The organism is Corynebacterium sp. HMSC08D02 (assembly GCF_001807505.1).
GTDB lineage: Bacteria > Actinomycetota > Actinomycetes > Mycobacteriales > Mycobacteriaceae > Corynebacterium > Corynebacterium pseudogenitalium.
In genome coordinates this window covers 370,249-387,628 of record NZ_KV789236.1, presented here as the reverse complement: position 1 = coordinate 387,628, position 17,380 = coordinate 370,249, and the positions used below count along the sequence as shown (strand labels likewise).

Annotated in this window: 15 protein-coding genes; 6 read left to right on the top strand and 9 right to left on the bottom strand. The window is 64.8% G+C overall.

Annotated elements, in window-relative coordinates; genetic code table 11:
- Positions 1–15 precede the first annotated feature (15 nt).
- Complete coding sequence (locus HMPREF3170_RS03005) at positions 16–3,153, bottom strand: error-prone DNA polymerase (protein WP_070477638.1); 3,138 nt, start codon at positions 3,151–3,153, stop codon at positions 16–18.
- Between the two features lie 144 nt (positions 3,154–3,297).
- On the opposite strand from HMPREF3170_RS03005, the gene HMPREF3170_RS03000 reads away from it, so the two are divergent.
- The 4 genes from HMPREF3170_RS03000 to HMPREF3170_RS02985 are packed head-to-tail and all read left to right on the top strand — an operon-like array spanning position 3,298 to position 6,730.
- Positions 3,298–4,188 (top strand): MetQ/NlpA family ABC transporter substrate-binding protein, encoded by an 891-nt coding sequence (locus HMPREF3170_RS03000; RefSeq protein ID WP_070363016.1) that lies wholly within the window; start codon positions 3,298–3,300, stop codon positions 4,186–4,188.
- Between the two features lie 3 nt (positions 4,189–4,191).
- Positions 4,192–5,223 (top strand): methionine ABC transporter ATP-binding protein, encoded by a 1,032-nt coding sequence (locus tag HMPREF3170_RS02995; protein WP_070477636.1) that lies wholly within the window; start codon positions 4,192–4,194, stop codon positions 5,221–5,223.
- Positions 5,220–5,912: a methionine ABC transporter permease gene (locus HMPREF3170_RS02990; RefSeq protein ID WP_070477634.1), complete on the top strand. Its 693-nt coding sequence runs from the start codon at positions 5,220–5,222 to the stop codon at positions 5,910–5,912. Before HMPREF3170_RS02995 ends, HMPREF3170_RS02990 begins: the two co-directional genes overlap by 4 nt.
- A 29-nt stretch (positions 5,913–5,941) precedes the next feature.
- Positions 5,942–6,730 (top strand): HAD family hydrolase, encoded by a 789-nt coding sequence (locus HMPREF3170_RS02985; RefSeq protein ID WP_083290833.1) that lies wholly within the window; start codon positions 5,942–5,944, stop codon positions 6,728–6,730.
- On the opposite strand, the gene HMPREF3170_RS02980 is transcribed toward HMPREF3170_RS02985, so the two are convergent.
- Positions 6,727–7,632, bottom strand: a complete 906-nt coding sequence (locus HMPREF3170_RS02980; protein ID WP_070477627.1) for a sucrase ferredoxin — start codon at positions 7,630–7,632, stop codon at positions 6,727–6,729. The genes HMPREF3170_RS02985 and HMPREF3170_RS02980 overlap by 4 nt on opposite strands.
- A gap of 143 nt (positions 7,633–7,775) precedes the next feature.
- Here HMPREF3170_RS02980 and HMPREF3170_RS02975 point away from each other — a divergent pair, with 143 nt between their 5' ends.
- Positions 7,776–8,369, top strand: a complete 594-nt coding sequence (locus HMPREF3170_RS02975; RefSeq protein WP_246814896.1) for an AMIN-like domain-containing (lipo)protein — start codon at positions 7,776–7,778, stop codon at positions 8,367–8,369.
- Between the two features lie 3 nt (positions 8,370–8,372).
- Here the strand turns inward: HMPREF3170_RS02975 and HMPREF3170_RS02970 are convergent, their stop codons facing one another.
- Together HMPREF3170_RS02970 and HMPREF3170_RS02965 are read right to left on the bottom strand one after the other, a co-directional pair.
- The gene (locus HMPREF3170_RS02970; protein ID WP_070477626.1) at positions 8,373–9,917 is read right to left on the bottom strand and encodes a Y-family DNA polymerase; all 1,545 of its coding nucleotides are present in this window, start codon (positions 9,915–9,917) and stop codon (positions 8,373–8,375) included.
- Entirely contained in the window at positions 9,914–10,627 is a 714-nt protein-coding gene (locus tag HMPREF3170_RS02965; protein ID WP_141742169.1) for a hypothetical protein, read from the bottom strand. Before HMPREF3170_RS02965 ends, HMPREF3170_RS02970 begins: the two co-directional genes overlap by 4 nt.
- Before the next feature lie 106 nt (positions 10,628–10,733).
- Between HMPREF3170_RS02965 and HMPREF3170_RS02960 the strand changes: the two genes are divergently transcribed.
- Positions 10,734–11,168, top strand: coding sequence for a hypothetical protein (locus HMPREF3170_RS02960; protein ID WP_070477624.1), 435 nt, complete (start codon positions 10,734–10,736; stop codon positions 11,166–11,168).
- Here the strand turns inward: HMPREF3170_RS02960 and HMPREF3170_RS02955 are convergent.
- The 5 genes from HMPREF3170_RS02955 to HMPREF3170_RS02935 are packed head-to-tail and all read right to left on the bottom strand — an operon-like array spanning position 11,165 to position 17,364.
- Positions 11,165–12,388: an alkylhydroperoxidase domain protein gene (locus HMPREF3170_RS02955; protein ID WP_070477623.1), complete on the bottom strand. Its 1,224-nt coding sequence runs from the start codon at positions 12,386–12,388 to the stop codon at positions 11,165–11,167. The genes HMPREF3170_RS02960 and HMPREF3170_RS02955 overlap by 4 nt on opposite strands.
- Positions 12,381–13,991 (bottom strand): dipeptide ABC transporter ATP-binding protein, encoded by a 1,611-nt coding sequence (locus HMPREF3170_RS02950; RefSeq protein WP_070477622.1) that lies wholly within the window; start codon positions 13,989–13,991, stop codon positions 12,381–12,383. The genes HMPREF3170_RS02955 and HMPREF3170_RS02950 overlap by 8 nt, the downstream gene beginning before the upstream one ends.
- Positions 13,992–13,994: 3 nt before the next feature.
- Positions 13,995–14,807, bottom strand: a complete 813-nt coding sequence (locus tag HMPREF3170_RS02945; protein ID WP_070477620.1) for an ABC transporter permease — start codon at positions 14,805–14,807, stop codon at positions 13,995–13,997.
- A gap of 5 nt (positions 14,808–14,812) precedes the next feature.
- The gene (locus HMPREF3170_RS02940) at positions 14,813–15,826 is read right to left on the bottom strand and encodes an ABC transporter permease (RefSeq protein ID WP_083290815.1); all 1,014 of its coding nucleotides are present in this window, start codon (positions 15,824–15,826) and stop codon (positions 14,813–14,815) included.
- Positions 15,811–17,364: a TIGR04028 family ABC transporter substrate-binding protein gene (locus HMPREF3170_RS02935; protein WP_141742168.1), complete on the bottom strand. Its 1,554-nt coding sequence runs from the start codon at positions 17,362–17,364 to the stop codon at positions 15,811–15,813. The genes HMPREF3170_RS02940 and HMPREF3170_RS02935 overlap by 16 nt, the downstream gene beginning before the upstream one ends.
- Positions 17,365–17,380 lie beyond the last annotated feature (16 nt).

Below are 17,380 nucleotides of genomic sequence, written 5' to 3'. Positions count from 1 at the left end.
CCTACCCTAGCGACTTCACCGAAAATCACGTGAACCACGCGAGAGCCACTGGCCGACATCGATTTGCTCCAGACGGTCCGCCACGACGCTGACCGCACCTGACGCATTTTGGACAATCCCGCGCACCACCAGCGCGTGCGCTGTGCGCGCCACTACGCGCTGTCGCTTCCACAGCCCCGGCGACACCATGATGTTCAGCAGCCCGGTTTCGTCCTCCATCCCCAGAAACGTCAGGCCTGATGCCGTCTGCGGCCGCTGCCTGTGCGTGACCACGCCTGCGACGCGGACGCGGGTACCGTCTTCCACGCTACGAAGGTCGACCGCTCGGAGAATCCCCTCCCGTTGCAAGTGTTCGCGCAGCAGCTGCATCGGTTGAGCATCAGGGGTGACGCCGGTCGCGGCAACATCGGCCGCGAGTAGCTCGAACGCGGTCATCCCGGGCAGCACTGGGGCGTCGATACCTGAAAGCCCAGGAAGCATCCCGTCGCGCTCTGTTGCTGCGATACCCGCAGCCCACACTGCTTGTCGACGCTCCCCTCCGAAGCAGTCCAGCGCACCGGCCTTAGCGAGCGCCTCGACGTGCTCCACGGTCAGCTCCGCCCGACGCGCCAGGTCCGCGATGTCCGTAAACGGCGCGGCCTCCTCGATCCTGGCCGCAGCCTTCTCCCCGACCCCCTTCACCAAATTCAGCCCGATCCGAATTGTGTCATTATCTATACAGCGCGCCTGTACGCCGGACCCATTCACGCTCACCGGCAACACCGTGATGCCGTGGCGGCGGGCGTCTTGAATCAGGGACTGGGGCGAGTAGAAGCCCATCGGCTGTGCCCGCAGCAGGCCGACGCAGAACTGCGCCGGGTAGTAGTACTTCATCCACGCGGAGAAGTACACAAGCGACGCAAACGATTGCGAGTGCGACTCCGGAAATCCGTAGGCGGCAAACGCGACGATCTTGTTCCAGAGCTTTTCCGCGACGTCCGCCCCGATCCCGTTCGTGGTGTTGCAGCCCTCGAAGAACCGGGCTTTGAGCGCCGCCATTTTTGCTGGAGAACGCTTCGAACCCATCGCGCGGCGCAGCGCGTCAGCCTCCCGGCCGCTGAATCCTGCGGCGTCGACGGCGATCTGCATGAGCTGCTCCTGGAACAACGGAATACCCAGCGTCTTCCCGAGGGACTTTTCCAGCACCGGGTGATCGTAGAGAACGGGCTCGAGGCCATCGCGGCGCCGTAGATATGGGTGAACGGATCCGCCTTGAATTGGGCCTGGGCGAATGAGGGCCACCTCGACCACGAGGTCAAAGAAGCGCTGTGGTTTCAGCCGTGGCAGCGTGGAAAGTTGCGCGCGCGACTCCACCTGAAACACCCCGACGGCGTCAGCGCGGCACAGCATGTCGTAGACGTTGGTGTCGGCGAGGTCGAGCTCCCACAGGTGCACCTCGGTGCCCGTTGTATCGCGTACGAGGTCCACCATGTGGTGCAGGGCCTCCAGCATGCCGAGCCCGAGCAGGTCAAACTTCACCAACCCCGCCGAAGCGCAGTCGTCTTTGTCCCACTGCACCACAGAGCGCTGTTCCTTGCGCGCCCACTCGATGGGAACGACGTCCGCGATCGGCCGGTCGCAGATCACCATCCCGCCCGAGTGGATCCCGAGGTGGCGTGGCTGGCCAATGAACTCCTCCGCCAACGTACATACCTGCTCCGGCGGGTCGCTGAGTCCTTTTGACCAGGCATCCGCAGCACCTTGTGGGTACCCGAGCGCCCGGGAAGCGTCACGAACAGCACCCTTCCTCCGGTACGTAATCACGTTCGCCACCTGCGCGGCACGCTCGCGGCCGTAGCGCCGGTAAACGTACTGGATTACTTCTTCGCGCCTGCCGGACTCAATATCAATATCGATATCCGGTGGGCCATCGCGGTCCGGCGACAGGAAACGCTCAAAGAGAAGGCCAGCACTGATCGGCTCGGCGTTCGTGATCCCGAGAGCAAAGCAGACCGCTGAGTTCGCCGCCGACCCACGGCCTTGGCACAGGATATTGCTGCGCCGACAAAAATCGACCAGGTCGTACACGATTAAGAAGTAGCCGGGGAATTGGAGCTCCTCAATCACGCTGAGTTCGTAAGCAATCTGCTTCATCGCCTGCTCACGGATGTTTTCCGGTCGCGTCGCGTACCGCACCTGCGCACTCGCGTAGGTCAACTCCTTCAGATAGCCCATTTCATTGTGGCCAGCAGGAGTGTCGTAGTCCGGTAGGTTTGGCGCGACAAGGTCGAGCGTAAACGCGCACTGTTCGGCAACCTCCACGGTGGTGGCCAGCATCGGCTCACATCCCGGCAGCAGCCGGGCGAGCTGCTGCCCGCTGCGCAGCCAGTGCGCCCCCATGGGGTGCAGGTCAGCAACGTCTTGCCGCAGCGCGCGGCGCTGGCCAAGCGCATGTTTCGCTGCAGCGAGGCGCGCGTGTCGGCGCGTCGCAGCGGCAGGCCGGGTACTCACTATGGCGGGAAGATGAACGAAGCGGTCTAATTGTTGGTGATGATCGGCGTCATCCGGCATGAGTGAGACCACGTACTCCCTCACCACATTTTCCACCCCGAAGCTCTCGCTCAATTTATCGAATAGCGGGGTCCACTCCCACCCGCCAAGCGCTAAGCAGGAGCCATCAAGCCACTCCCCGATTTCCCACATCGGCGGGTACGAGAGCTCGCCTTTTTGCCTACCCTCCATGTGTGCGCGCGACATCAGATGCGATAACCTCCGGTACCCTTCCGCACCACGGGCCAGGACGGGCAGCACCCCCTCTTTCAGCGTCAGCTCTGCACCAAACACCGTGGGCATCCCGGCCGCAGCAGCAGCTTCCGCAAACTTCACTGCACCGTAGAAACCGTCACGATCACACAGGCCAAGCGCCGAAAGACCGAGCGACCGAGCGCGCGCGACCAGCTGTTCAGGCTCGCTCGCCCCGCCAAGGAAGCTATAGGACGACACCGCGTGCAACTCGGCGAATGGCACCCCACCGCGCCGCCCACCGACCCCCTCACCCTCCGCTTCACCAGCAAAGGTGAGGTGATCTACCGGAACGACAGGACCGACGTCGTTCCCAGACAGTATCCGCTCCAGCTTTGACCATGTCAGTGGAGCACCCCCATTGAATCGCATGTTCGATAGTGTAAACATGTTCGAATGCTCGCGCAAGTGGATTTATATTCAACGTTTGCAGCCAGGGATAGACTAAGCGGTCCAATAGATGCTAAGTTTTCAAACCATCAATGATTCCCCAACGAAAGACATAAAGGAGACATCATGCGCCTCAACCGTGTGATTGCAACCATCGCAGCTTCAGCCCTCGCCGCTACCAGCCTGGTAGCTTGCTCCAACGACTCTGCCGAGAAGACCACCGACGCTGCCGGTGGCGGCGAGGACACCGTCGTCAAGATTGGTACCACCGACGCTGACCAGAAGGCATGGTCCGTCTTCGAGGACCTCGCGGCAGACAACGGCATCACCCTCGACATCGTGCAGTTCTCTGACTACGCACCAGTCAACGAGGCGCTTGCCCAGGGCGAGATTGACCTGAACAAGTTCCAGCACATCCTCTACCTCGCCACCTACAACGAGGCTTCCGGCAACGACCTGAAGGTGCTGTCCACCACGGAGATCTACCCGCTGGCACTGTTCTGGAAGGATCACGATTCCCTCGACGGCATCGAAGGCACCGAGGTTGCTATCCCGAACGATGACTCGAACCAGGGCCGCGCAATCAACGTCCTCGTCCAGGCTGACTTGATCACGCTGAAGGATGGCGCTGATGAACTGGCACCGTCCCCAGCAGATATCGACGAGGCAGCGTCGAAGGTGAAGGTCGTTCCGGTCGACGCTTCCCAGACGACCTCCGCGTACAAGGAAGGCCGCCCGGCCATCATCAACAACTCCTGGCTGGAGCGCGCTGGCATTGAGCCAAAGCAGGCTATCTTCCAGGATGACCCGGCTTCCGAGCAGGGCGAGCCATACATCAACGTCTTCGCTGCACGCGCTGAGGACCTGGACAACCCGACCTACAACCGCCTCGCAGAGCTGTGGAACTCCCCAGAGGTCGCAGCTGCCGTCCAGGAGGATTCCCGCGGCACCGCGGTCGCTGTTGAGCGCTCCCGTGATGACGCAAACGCTATCCTCGCACGCCTTCAGGAGAAGTAATCCGTGACGAAAACCGGCACCCGGGTTGAGTTCCGGGACGTATCGAAAGTCTTTACAACGGGTGGGCGCGAGGTTGTGGCCGTCGACAATGTGTCGCTGACGGTCGAGCCTGGTGAGATCCTTGGAGTGATCGGCTACTCCGGCGCTGGCAAGTCCACGCTGGTGCGGCTGATCAACGGGCTCGACATGCCTACCAGCGGCGAACTCCTCCTCGACGGCACCAATATCGTCGGCAAGAGCGAGAAGCGCCTGCGGGAAGTGCGCCGAAACGTTGGGATGATTTTCCAGCAGTTCAACCTGTTCTCTTCCCGAACTGCGGCGGGCAACATTGAGTACCCGCTGCAGCTTGCCGGTTTGGGCAAGCAGGAGCGCCGGGCGCGCGTCGAGGAGCTCCTCGAGTTCGTCGGCCTGTCGGATCGCGGCAAGAACTACCCCGAGCAACTTTCGGGTGGTCAGAAGCAGCGCGTGGGCATCGCTCGTGCGCTCGCCACGAATCCCTCGCTCTTGCTTGCCGACGAAGCCACCTCCGCCCTCGACCCCGAGACCACCCACGAGGTGCTTGAGCTACTGCGCCGCGTCAACGCGGAACTTGGCATCACGATCGTGGTGATTACCCACGAGATGGACGTGATCCGCGCGATTGCGGACAAGGTCGCCGTGATGGAGGCCGGCAAGGTCGTCGAGTATGGCTCCGTCTACAAGGTGTTCTCGGACCCGAAGACGAAGGTCGCGCAGCGCTTCGTATCGACGTCGCTTCGCAACACCCCAGACAAGCACGAGGAGCTCGAGTTGCTGAACGCGGCGCCTGGGCGTCTCTTCACCGTCGACCTGACCGAACACTCGGGATTCTTCGGCGCGGCGGAGAAGGCGCGCCAACGCGGCGTGTCGATTCAGCCGGTGCATGCGGGTATTACGACCCTGCAGGAGCACTCCTTCGGCAAGATGACGGTCCGCCTCAACGGCGACGATGCAGCGATTAACGAGTTCCTGCACACGCTGCAGGGCACCACGGATATTCAGGAGATACGTCGATGAACAGTGCTGTCAATGAATTCATTCTGGCGCAGCCGAACTGGGACCGCCTCGGTCCCACGTTCGTAGACGCCATCGGCGACACGCTCTGGATGGTGGGCATCACCCTGCTGGTCGGTGGTATCTGCGGCCTGATCCTTGGCGTGTTCCTGTACACCACCCGCCCGGGTGGCATCCTGCAGAACAGCGTCGTGTACTGGGTGATTAACTTCGCCGTGAACTTCTTCCGGCCGATCCCGTTCATCATCATGATCGCGATGCTCTACCCCATCACGTTGTCGGTGGTGGGCACGACGATTGGTCGTGGTGCAGCCACGTTCGTGATGTGCTTCTCCGCGACCTTTACCGTGGCCCGTATTGTCGAGCAGAACCTGGTGTCCATCGACCCCGGCATGATTGAGGCCGCACGTTCGATGGGCGCAGGACCGTGGACGATCATCCGCACCGTCATCCTCCCCGAGGCGCTCGGTCCGCTGATCCTCGGCTACACGTTCATCTTCATCGCGGTGATCGATATGTCCGCGATGGCCGGCTACATCGGCGGTGGCGGCCTCGGTGACTTCGCCATCGTGTATGGCTACCGCCAGTTCGAGCCGCAGGTGACGTGGGCGGCTGTGATCGTCATCGTCGTCATCGTGCAGCTGGCGCAGTTCTTGGGCAACTGGCTGTCCAAGAAGGTGATGCGCCGCTAAGGTGTGATCAGTTGGTTAGGATGGGTGCCATGAAAATCGCAGCGTTTGATTTTGATGGCACCCTTCATCATTCCACGGACACTGACACGGGCGAGCACGGCTTCGACCCGGCCGACATGGCCGCAATCCAGGCCTGGCGCGACGCCGGCCACATCGCCATTTCTGCCACCGGACGCTCGCGCACCGCGCTCGAGTTCGGAATGCGCCACTGCCCCATCCGCTTCGACTACCAGGTGCTCTCCAACGGCGGCTCCGCAACCACCGGCGATAACGAGCGCCTGCTCTACTCGCACCTTGTAGACCCGGAGATCGTCGAGCAGGTGGTCACGCACTTCGCTGACACGGATGGGGTGGCGGTGTTCGGCACCACGATCGGCCACGTCGATGGTGAGTTCAGCAACAACACCCAGGCCCGCAGCAGCTTTACCGTCAACTTCGACGCAATGACGACGGCCGACATTCCCCACCACGAGTTCGCCGTCGTCCCCTTGTGGATCCCAGCCAACGAAGCGCTTCGCGCCGAAGTCTACGAGTGGACGCGCGCGCTGCCGCATGTATCGGTAGCGCAGAACCAGGACTTCATCGACATCATGGCGCCCGGTCGCACGAAGGGCGCAGGCATCCAGGACCTGTTGCAGCTCCTCGACGTCCCACGCGAAGACATCGAGCTGTACACCTTCGGCGACTCGTGGAATGACCTGTCCATGCACGAGATCGCAGATCACTCACACAGCTTCCACCACTCGCCCGCCGAAGTGCAGCAGCGCACCGACCACGTCATCAACAGGGTGGCAGACGTGCTGCCCAGCTACATCTAGGAGCGCCCGACTGCGACCCAGCTCTTGCCGGGCTTCGGGTCCTTCCCGCATGATGCCATCACGGCATCAACGTCGCGCTGTTCCAACGTCACCTCGTAGGCAGTGTCGGTCGCGGTGTCGGTGACGGTGACGTGGGCGGAGGGGCCGTCGATACGCTCGGCGGTGACTTCGAGCTGGCCGTAGCGCACCTTGTCCCCTCGGGTGGCGAGCTGCGTTGCGACGTCCACTTCCGCCACCTGACCTACCGGGCTGAAGGTGCCGCGGCCGCGGTTGCCCGGCACGAAGTACTCGCCGCGCATCGCAGCTTCAAGCATGGCCTCAGTAGCCTCAAGGTTCATTCGGCCAAAGCTGTACGCCCACGGCATGAGCAGCATCGTGGCGGCAAAACGGTGCCCCTTGATGTGCGAGGTTTCCCACACCACGTCGTTGCCCTGCCCAAACGGGTACTTCTCTACGAGCTCGTTGACGATGGGGCGACCCTTGATGGCGCAGCACATGTCGCGCTTCGCGTGGGTACAGACCAGGACCAGCGGTTTCGTACGCGACTTGGCGCTGTTTTGCCCTGGGCCTGACAGGTCGAGATCCAGGATCGCCTCAGGCCCATCGACGTGCAGCACCTCGGTTGCTGCTTGGTCGGCGAAGACCAGGTAGACGTGGTGGTCTTCAATCTGGCGGCCTTCCCTCGTTGGGTGGCGGATGAGCAGCAAGGTGGCGTTGTAGCGCTGCATGTGCGCTTTCAACTTTTCGGTCAGTTCGTCCCCGAAGGTGTCGCCGTCGAGTACGTCGTGGCTCCACTTGTGTGGCCACTCAAACAAAACGTAGGTCGAGCCGGGTTTCGCGGTACCCGGCAGCGGCTCACTGTCCGTATCGGAGCAGAGTGTGCGTGCATGGGCTGTAGTCATGTCACCTACTGTAGCGAAAATTTCCCGATTGATTAGGTATACCTAAACCGGGCCGAGTCGGGCAGTTAACATTTTGATAACCTTTTTGATTTTTTGCCGTTCTGCTTTGCTCTTCGAGATTCGTTCTGGCTACGGTAATTTGCGTGTTTCCCTTACCGAAGTTCGCCGTTGCGGCGCTGACGCCCTGTATTGCTGGCGCCATGCTCGCTGGGTGCGTGTCTTCTCCTGCTCAGGACCAGGCCGCGACCCGCGTCGGCTCGATGCATGCTGCGCCATCAACGACGCAGCTGCGCCCGCTCGGTACCGCGAACGCGAGCCCGAAGACTCAGCGGCCTTCCGCGCCTGCTCAGCTCGCCGTGGCTGGCGTGCGTGTGGGCACCCACGAGGGGTTCGACCGCGTTGTCGTGGACCTCGTCGGCAAGGGCGAGCCGGGCTGGTTCGTGGATTACACCTCCACCCCGATGCAGGAGATCACCGGCAAACCACTGAAGGTGACTGGCAACGCGTTCCTCAATATCAACATCGACGGCACCGTCTACCCCTACGAACTTGGCCTGGACGCGGACCAGATCAAGGTAGATACCCCGGCAGAGACCGGCAACATTATCGACGTCGTCAACGCCGGCACCTACGAGGGTCGCAGCCGCGTGGTCGTAGGGCTGCGCTCTGACCTGCCGTATTCGGTGCAGATTCTGGAGCACCCGCTGCGCCTGGTCGTCGACATCGTGCAGTCCTAACACCTAGTGGTAGAGCGCCTCGACGCTCCATCGCTGCCGGTGCCACACCAACAGCCACCCACGCTCCCCTGTTTCTGCCGCCTGGTCGTGGCCCAACACCTGGAGGCGCGCAAGCCGGGTCGGATGAGCACCCCACCACTCTTCGTCAACGGGCCAAGGCCCTGCCCACGCGGTGATGTCGTAGCAGCGCTTGCCCCACACTAGCGTTGTCGGCTGGCCGCTGAGCAGGACTTCGGCATTGAGCAGTATCGGCTGGTCGGCGCTGTCCAGCAGCTGCACCCGCGATGACGGGTGTTCGATCCCACCGCCGAGCCGGGCTGGAAGTGGTGACGGAACGGCGCCGACGAACGCCCCGCGGCCCTGCGGCGGCACCTCCCCATAGGGCACCAGCTGAATACGCTCGGCCACGCCGCGACCTCCAACCGCGACCGGCTGCAGCACCGCCTCCATTCCGAGCTGGGACTGCACCCGCTCGATCACGCGCCGCGCCCCCTCGTCCGACGCCCCGTCGGACCACAGCTCCCCCACCACGTCGGGCTGCGCAAGCTCAAGTGGTTCCAGCATGAGCGAGGCGATCGGCCCTGCGCCCCCGTTGGTGAGCCAGCCGTCGAGCTGCCAGCGCACCCGGTCAGCGGTGCCAGCCTCCGTTAGCGCTTCCCGGGTGCGCCACACGCGCTCGACCCGGGCGGCGTCGACAAGCTCGGCGGAGATTTTCAGCCGGAGGCAGTGCACCCCGGCCCCCTTGAGGCGCTGGTGCAGCGTGGCCGCGAGCGCGCGGGCGGCGAACGCGGCAGCGTCGACGCGCTCAATCGGTTCCTCCGGCGTCATCTCGACGGCGAAGTCCTCCACGGGTAGCTCCGGGGCGACGCGCCGGTCCGGGGCCGCACTGGCGATCCGGTGGAGGTGGATGCCTGCGACCCCGAAGCGAGTCATCACGGCAGAGGCCGGCAGCTGCGCGAGCTGCCCCAGCGTCTGGATGCCCAGCTGGCCCAGGGTACGGACCGTTTCCGGGTCCGTGCCGAGTGCTGTCTCGGCGGTGAGCACCCGAAGCGGCTGTACTGCAAGGAACTGCGCCGACTCCCCCGCTGCAACCACGTGCGAGCTCCGGGTGGCGATCACCGCGGTGGCGATCTCGTCCGCCGCCCCTGCCATGACGTCGATGCCGTGGCGTGCGGCGGCGTCGAGAAGCATCTCAAGCGCCGTATCTTCATCGCCGTGGAACTTCGCCGCCGCGGCGAGGTCCGCAACCACCAGGCCAGGGCGCAGCACCTCCACGGAGGCCGCCACGTCATCCAGGGATCCCGCGAGCGCGCTGAACGTGCGGCCGTCGCGCTCCGGGTTGTCCTCCACCACCGTCAGCTCAGGCGCGACGGCCTGCGCGTTGCGCACCCGCATCCCGCGACGGACCCCGGCGCGCCGCGCCTCCTGCGAACACACCTTGATACGGTGCTGCACCGCGATCGCGATCGGTTCCTCCAGCGTGTCCTCGGCTTCGAGCTTGGCTGCTTGCACGGGCCAATCCGGGAACCAGAGCGCCGCAACCCTCATGAGGGCACCGCCTTCAAGTGCGTGACACCGCCCGTCGCGGCCCCAAGCGTCAGCAGTGCCGGTGGCCGCTTCCAGCCTTTCGCGTGCGCGGACACCTCCAGGTCAATGCCTGCGATGCGCCCACGACCGCGCCCGATGCCGTGGAAGCTAGCAATGTCCGCGCTCATGCGCAATGCAGGCGAAGGCACCGTCGCGTTCACACACAGCATCGCCGCCTCCCCGACGCGCACGCGGGCAAGCAGTGGGCGTGCCTGGGCGGGCGTGTACTGGATTTCGCTTCGGGTGTGTAGCACCACCACGTCTAGCCCCTCGGCGAGCACCCCTGCGGCGTGCATGGCGTCCATCCCCGGTTCCGGAACCGCTACGGTTCTGCGCAGCGCTTGCTCCGAGAGCTCTGCGTAGGACAACTCCGGCCACCCCACCACGGCCACGTATCCTCCGGCTTCCGTGACCTGCCGCAGGATCTCTACGATAAGCGACGGCGTATCGCTCACCTGTGTGACTTGCCGTCTTGGCAAACCCCCGTTCGGGAGCACGCGCGCCAACTCTGCAGACAGCGGAACAACACCCTCGCTCCCGATCGGCTCCTGCACAGCACCACCGTCGAGCTCGGCTAATTGCGCTCGGAGTTGCGCAATCTGCTCAGCTTTGCTGAGCTGTCCGCCACCGTCCGAGGCAAACTCACGCAAGCGAATAGGTGTTCCATTCATGCATGTAAGTATGCACCGCACCCCCGACACGAGCAACAGTAAAGGTCGAACACTATTTCGAATAGTAGCGCCACAAGGCAGGCCTCTATGCGGTACGCTCTGCCCTATGTATTACGCAGACTTCCGCAACCGCGTCACCCCAATTCCCACGCCACCCATTGTGCGGGCTGTGGCGGCGGGGTGCGTAGCGGCGTCGATAAGCGTGATGGCTGCACCGCTGCCCGCAGCCGCGAAAGTCGGCATTGCTCTCGCCGCGGTGCTCGTTGCCCGCTTCACCACCCGGGCGCACCCGTACCGCAAGGCTATGGCCGAGTTTGCGCGCAGCCGCAACGTCTCGCAGGTGCCGTCGCTCAGCATGGTGGTGCCGCTGATGCTGTGGTGGCTCGCAATCATGCTGAGCCCGCTGATCGCGCCGCTGCCCGGCTGGGGGCTGGCGCTGCTTGCGGGTGGGCTGTTTGTGGTGGCGTGGGTGCTCATGCCGCACGTCGACGGCACGCGGCGCCTCGCATACGCGCCCGCAGCGCCCATCCAGAAGCGCTAGCGGTAGCGCTTCGGTACGTCAGCCGCACCGAGACTGAGCATGAGGCGGTTGGCCCAGTTGAAGAACGCCGCCGAGTTGATCAGGTCGAGGATCTCGAGCTCGCCGCAGCCGGCCTCGCGGAGGGCTTCGACATGTTGTTGCGAGAACGCGATCGGCGTGTGTGTGAGCGCCACGGCGGCGTCGCGCAGCGCGTTCCACAGCGGGGTGCCCAGGTCCGCGGTCACGCCTTCGGCAAGGAGCCGGGAGATCGCCTCGGCGTCGCCGCCTTCCTGCTTCGCGCGCCCCTGGTGCACGGAAGCACAGTACTCGCACCCGTTGAGACGGGAGACCACGGTCGCGGCGAGTTCGCGCTCGGCGCGCCCCAGCCCGCCGTCGGTGTTGTAGAAAATGTCCAGGTCAGTCAGGGTGCGAGCCTTGAGCACCGCAGGGTCACGCGCGAGCAGCCGGAAGTACTCCATATCGATTCGCTCGGGCTTGAGCAGCGCGTCGCGGTGCACCTCGGTGAATTCGGACTTGTCCAGGCTGGGCACCCACGCGCGCCAGCCCAGGGAGTGCTCCACGAACTTCGTCGGCGCCACGACCTCGGGCAACAAGGTGCGCGGCCCGGGCTCCCAGCCGGGGTCAGCCACGCCGTGCGCGCGCCCGCTAATCGACGCCCGCTGCGCTCCACCAGCGTCAACCCCGCCGAGCACCCGCACGCCGTGCACGACGCGCAACTGGAACGCCACGAACGCGATGAGCTGCCCCAACGTGACGATGCCGTTGTCGCTCCACCCGGAGGTCTGCAGGTGACCGATCGCTGCGGCGGTGGAATCCTTCGGGTGGAAGACCAGCAGGTGTGCGAAGTCCAGGGCAGCGGCGAACTGCTCGGACGCCTCCCCAATGACGTCACCGAACAGGACGAAGTCGCCGTGCCAGTACGGCCCCTCGGATGCACCGCGCGCGATGGCGGCGTCGACGGCCTCGGCTAGGCCGGGGGCTTGGTCTTCGAGGTCCTCGAGCAACTCCCGGTAGAACGCACTCGCGGTAGGCAAGCCGGTCAGCCCTGCCACGAACGCGGCGACACCATAGCGCCAGGCCAGTGGCACGTCGCCCTCGTCGTCAGGCTCGAAGAGGGCCGTAAACGTGAGCTCTGCGTTCTCGACTGCTTCCGGGCGGCGCCTGCGAAGGCGCGCGAGTTCCGGAGAGGCGTCGGCAAGCGTATCGATGATGTTAGACACTAAATTCTCCTAACTGCCGGGCGCGGAAGCGCGCGCCCGGGATTGCATGGATCAGGTTCTTTGTCACTTCGTGGCGCGGCCACTGGAAGACGTCGTCCGTCGGGCCGTACTCCACCTGGGTACCACGGCTGAGCACGCTGACCGTGTCCGAAACCTGGCGCACCACCGCCAAATCGTGGGAAATAAAGATATAGGTCAGGCCCAGCTCTTGCTGCAGGTCTTCCAGCAGCCGGAGGATCTGCGCCTGCACCGTCACGTCGAGCGCGGAAACCGCCTCATCGAACACGACGAGCTCCGGCTCCACCACGAGCGCACGCGCAATGGCAACGCGCTGGCGCTGCCCGCCGGAAAGCTGCGACGGGGTGCGCCGCGCGAACTGCTGCGGGTCCAGCGCCACGCGCGCCAGCACCTCGTGCGCCTTCGCGCGCGCCTCGCGTTTCGACGCCCCCGTCAGGTTCCGAACCGGCTCGGCCACGATGGCCTCCACCGTCATTTTAGGGTTCAGGGAAGAAAACGGGTTCTGGTGCACCAGCTGCACCGTGGAGCGCAGCCTCCGGCGGGCGGCGTCGTCGACGCCGGTCACGACGTTGCCGCCGATGGTGACGCTGCCGCTCGTCGGATCCCGGAACAGGGAGATAGCCCGCCCGGTCGTGGTCTTCCCGGAGCCGGACTCGCCCACAATCGCGTGCGTGGACCCTCGCTTCACTTCGAAGGAGACGTCGTTGACGGCCACGAAGTCCCCATACTCCTGGCGCAGGTGATCCACGCGCACCAGCACGTCGCCGTCTGGCGCTGGCCGGTGGTAGGCGTTCGCGACGGCGAGCGAAGGGGCGTCGGCAAGCAGGCGCTGTGAATACTCCTCTTGCGGGTCGGCGAGCACCTCCGCGGCGGGGCCTTCCTCCACGACGACGCCGCGCTGCATAATCACCACGTCGTCGGCACGGTCACCCGCCACCGCCAAGTCGTGCGTGATCAGCACGATGCCGAGGTTGAGGCGCTCACGCATCTCGTCGAGCACGTCCAGCACCTTTTCCTGCACGGTCACATCCAGGGCGGACGTCGGCTCGTCGGCGATCAGTACCTGCGGCTCGGGCGCGATGGCTGCTGCGATGAGCACGCGCTGCTTCATCCCGCCCGAGAGCTCGTGCGGGTACTGGCCGTGGCGGCGCTGCGGGTCGTCGATGCCGACGGCCTCCATGAGCTCCAGCGCGCGTGCGCGACGGGAGGCGGCTGTGCCAATACCGTGGACCGCCATCGCCTCCTCGATCGAGGCCCCGACGGGCTTGAGCGGGTTGAGCGAATTGTTCGGGTCCTGCGGCACCAAGCCAATCTTCGCACCGCGCAGCTGACGCCACTGCCGCGGAGACAACTGCGTGATGTCCTTGCCTTGGAAATAGACTGCGCCGTCCAGCACCCGCGCGGACCCGCCGAGGAGTCCCAGAGTCGCCATCACCGAGGTCGTCTTGCCAGAGCCGGACTCCCCCACGATCGCGGTGAGTTTGCCAGGCGCGACGGAAAAGGACACGTCTTGCGCCGATGGCGGCTGATTGCCGTACGCGACGGTCAGGCCACGTACTTCAAGTAAAGGTTGCAGGGGTTGCATGGGTTAGGCCTCCGTACGAATGAGTTGGGACAGGTGGTTCGCGCTCATGACGGTGGCGATGATCGCCACGCCGGGCAGGACGATGATCCACCAGGCGGTGGCCATGAAGTCGCGGCCTTCGGCGATGATGAGGCCCCACTCCGGGATCGGCGGCGGGGCACCGTAGCCGAGGAACCCGAGGATGGACAGCTGCAGGATCGCCGTGCCGAACTGCAGGGCCGCCAGCGCGATGACCGGGGTGAGCGAGTTCGGCAGGATGTGGCGCACCAGCACCTGGGACTTCGTCGCACCTGAACCGTAGGCGGCCTCTACGAAGTCGGCACCGACAACCTGCATCACCTGCGAGCGGGCGAGGCGGGCGAACGTCGCCACCGTGGTCATACCGACGGCGAACGCGGCCTGCAGCGAGCCGAAGCCCAGCACGATGATGATGGACAGAGACAGCAGGATGCCTGGGATAGCGAGCAGGACGTCCACGATCCGCATCAGTACGGTGTCGACTTTGCCTCGCAGCGCGCCCGCCACCAGGCCAATCAGCGTGCCGAACACCAGCCCGACCGCCACCGCGATCACCGCGCCGAGCAGCGACTGGCGCGCGCCGTAGACCACGCGCGAGTACACGTCGCGCCCCACGGCGTCGGTGCCGAAGAAGTGCTCCGCGCTCGGCGCTGCAAGGGCCACGTCGACGCCCTTGTATGGGTCGTGCGTGGCAAATATGCCCGGCAGCAGGGCCCACGCGCACGCAAGCAGCAGCACGAGCAGTGCGAGAACCGTGCCTGGTTGTTTCCAATGCTGTTTCCAATTCGTCGTTCGCATGGTTGCTACTCCCGTCCCGTTTCGATTGCCCGCACGTCGATGGCGTCGGCGGACTGGCTGGCGTACTGCTTCGGTGTTGCGGCAAACGGTCCGCCGGCGGTGCGCAGCCGCACGTCAAGCACCGGGTAGAGCAGGTCAATGATGAGGTTGATGGTCACGTACGCCACCGCCGCGATGAGGACTACGCCCAGCAGCACCGGCGTGTCGCGGTTCGACACGGCGGTGACCACCATGGAGCCCAACCCCGTACGCCCGAAGACGGTTTCCGTCACCACAGCACCACCGACGAGCTCGCCGAAGAGCAAACCAGCCATGGTCAGCGCTGGGAGCAGCGCGTTTCGCAGCACGTCGGACCAGAAGATGCGGGTCTCGCTCGCGCCGCGCGCACGCGCCACCTGCACGAATGGGCTGCGCTGCACCTCGTCGATGGAGCGGATCAGCACCTGCGCGAGCGGGGCCGCCATCGGGACGGACAGCGTGAGCGTCGGCAGCACGAGCCCCTCGAGCGGGCCCGGCGCAATCACGTTGATCCAGCCGAGCTCGAAGGACACGAGCTGCAGCAGCACGATCGCGATCCAGAACCCTGGCAGCGACACCATCAGGGAGGGCACCGCGCGAAACAGCGCGCCGATGCGCCCGGCGCCGGGCAGCGTCGCGACGAATGCGGTGATGAGTGCCACGATGATCGCGAGCCCGACCGAGGTCGCGGCCAACGCCAGCGTATGCGGCAGGGCGTCGGCGATGAGCTGGCCCACCGGCGTACCAGTGCGCACGGAGTAGCCGAGACTGCCGGTGAACAGACCCGTCAGCGTCGCCACGTACTGCGTAAGCAACGGCTTATCGACGCCCATCTCCGAACGGATCGCCTCAATCTCAGCCTGGCTGAGTCCCAGTGCCGGGTCAGCGTAGCGGGCCATGACACCGTCGGATGGCAGAGCCGAAAGCAGAAAGAATGCGAGAGTGTAGGTCAGCAGCAGCACGATCAGTGCTTGGCCTACCCGCTTTACGATGTACGGCATGGCGTATCCCCTTCCTGGAGGTAGGCGCTATAGAGCGCAGGGCGTGCAACGGCTTCCACGCCGAACCCGCACAGACGTGGGCTGACGGCGTATACCTGTGGTTCTTCGAACAGCGGCAGCGTGTAGGCCTGCTCAGTGACGTAATCTTGGACGGCTTCCACTGCGCGGGCCCGGCCGGCGTCGTCGGGTGTGGAGACCACGGTCTGCAGCAGGTCTTCGAGGTGCTGGTCGATCACGTTGTCGTTTTCATCCTGGTTAATGAAGGAGTCTCGGCGCCCGACCGCGTAGTGCGACTCGATGGCGTCGTAGTCCGCCCGGCCGACCATCGTGTGGTAGAGCTGCACCTTGTTCGGGTCCTTCGACGCCACGTTTTGCGTCGAACGGTCGCCGGAGAGCACGGAGAGCTCAATGCCGATGTCGCGCAGGTTGGACTGCACCATCGTCATCACTTCGCGGGCGCGCGGCTGGGTCTGCGCGTAGTTGACGGTCAGGTGCAGACGCTCCCCGTCCTTGACGCGGATGCCGTCGCCACCCACGACCCACCCGGCCTCATCGAGGAGCTGCCGGGCAAGCTCCGGGTCGTATGTGTAGGCGTCGCCCTGGTTCTTGTAGCCCAAGCCGGTGGCGGCCACGCTCGAGGTCGCCAGCGGGTAGGAGTCAGAGAACAGGATGCGCAGCAGCTCTTCGCGGTCCACGCTGTGCGTGATCGCGCGGCGCACCCGGATGTCCTGCAGGTACGGGTGCTGCGGGCGCATCGCGATCTGGTTGTTCATCGCGTTCGTGCCGCGGGAGACAATCTGCACGCCGCGGTCTTTCAGGTGGCGCTCGGCGGACGCAGTCACGTCGCGCACGATGTCCGCCTGCCCGGATAGGACCGCGCCGGTGCGCATCGCCTCTTCGGCGGCGAGCCGGTACGTCACGCTGTCCAGCCGGGCGCGGCCCTGGTGTTCGAGGATGGGCGGTGCCCAGTCGTAGTCCTCGCGCGCCCGCAGCTCGATGGAGGTGCCCAGCTCCTCACCGGCGATGACGAACGGGCCGGAGCCGATGATGTTGTGGGCGCTGCCCGGCCCGAAGGACTCGTTGTCGAGCGCCAGGGTGGCGTCGGAAAGCAGCCCGGCGTTGTACACGGAGACCGCTTGCTCGAACCCCGGCGAGGGTGCGGTGAAGTGGAATCGCACCGTGTCTTCGTCGATGACTTCGCCGTAGTCGTAGTTCGAGATCTGCTCGGAGGCGTTGAGCAGCCGCTCCTTGTCGCCTTTGCCGTAGAGGTCGAAGTTGGCCACGACGTTCTCCGCGGTGAGCGGCGAGCCGTCGGAGTAGGTGACGTCGGTGCGGATGTCGAACGTGTATACCGTCGCGTCCTCGTTGATCTCCGGCAGCTTCGTGGCGATCCACGGGTGCAGCTCGAGCGTCTCCGGGTCCTGATAGAGCAGTCTGTCTGTTATTTGATTCACGACGCCACCATTCGGGTAGAACCCGGCCGCAGGCGGATAGAGCGAGGTAAACCAGTTCGGCTCCAGGTACGTGATTGCCTGCATGTCCCCGCTTTGCTCT

What these genes read in the sequence shown, in the direction of transcription:
- HMPREF3170_RS03005 (WP_070477638.1), bottom strand. Translation starts at nt 3,153, where the DNA reads ATGCGATTCAATGGGGGTGCTCCACTGACATGGTCAAAGCTGGAGCGG.
- HMPREF3170_RS03000 (WP_070363016.1), top strand. Translation starts at nt 3,298, where the DNA reads ATGCGCCTCAACCGTGTGATTGCAACCATCGCAGCTTCAGCCCTCGCC.
- HMPREF3170_RS02990 (WP_070477634.1), top strand. Translation starts at nt 5,220, where the DNA reads ATGAACAGTGCTGTCAATGAATTCATTCTGGCGCAGCCGAACTGGGAC.
- HMPREF3170_RS02985 (WP_083290833.1), top strand. Translation starts at nt 5,942, where the DNA reads ATGAAAATCGCAGCGTTTGATTTTGATGGCACCCTTCATCATTCCACG.
- HMPREF3170_RS02980 (WP_070477627.1), bottom strand. Translation starts at nt 7,632, where the DNA reads ATGACTACAGCCCATGCACGCACACTCTGCTCCGATACGGACAGTGAG.
- HMPREF3170_RS02970 (WP_070477626.1), bottom strand. Translation starts at nt 9,917, where the DNA reads ATGAGGGTTGCGGCGCTCTGGTTCCCGGATTGGCCCGTGCAAGCAGCC.
- HMPREF3170_RS02965 (WP_141742169.1), bottom strand. Translation starts at nt 10,627, where the DNA reads ATGAATGGAACACCTATTCGCTTGCGTGAGTTTGCCTCGGACGGTGGC.
- HMPREF3170_RS02960 (WP_070477624.1), top strand. Translation starts at nt 10,734, where the DNA reads ATGTATTACGCAGACTTCCGCAACCGCGTCACCCCAATTCCCACGCCA.
- HMPREF3170_RS02950 (WP_070477622.1), bottom strand. Translation starts at nt 13,991, where the DNA reads ATGCAACCCCTGCAACCTTTACTTGAAGTACGTGGCCTGACCGTCGCG.
- HMPREF3170_RS02945 (WP_070477620.1), bottom strand. Translation starts at nt 14,807, where the DNA reads ATGCGAACGACGAATTGGAAACAGCATTGGAAACAACCAGGCACGGTT.
- HMPREF3170_RS02940 (WP_083290815.1), bottom strand. Translation starts at nt 15,826, where the DNA reads ATGCCGTACATCGTAAAGCGGGTAGGCCAAGCACTGATCGTGCTGCTG.
- HMPREF3170_RS02935 (WP_141742168.1), bottom strand. Translation starts at nt 17,364, where the DNA reads ATGCAGGCAATCACGTACCTGGAGCCGAACTGGTTTACCTCGCTCTAT.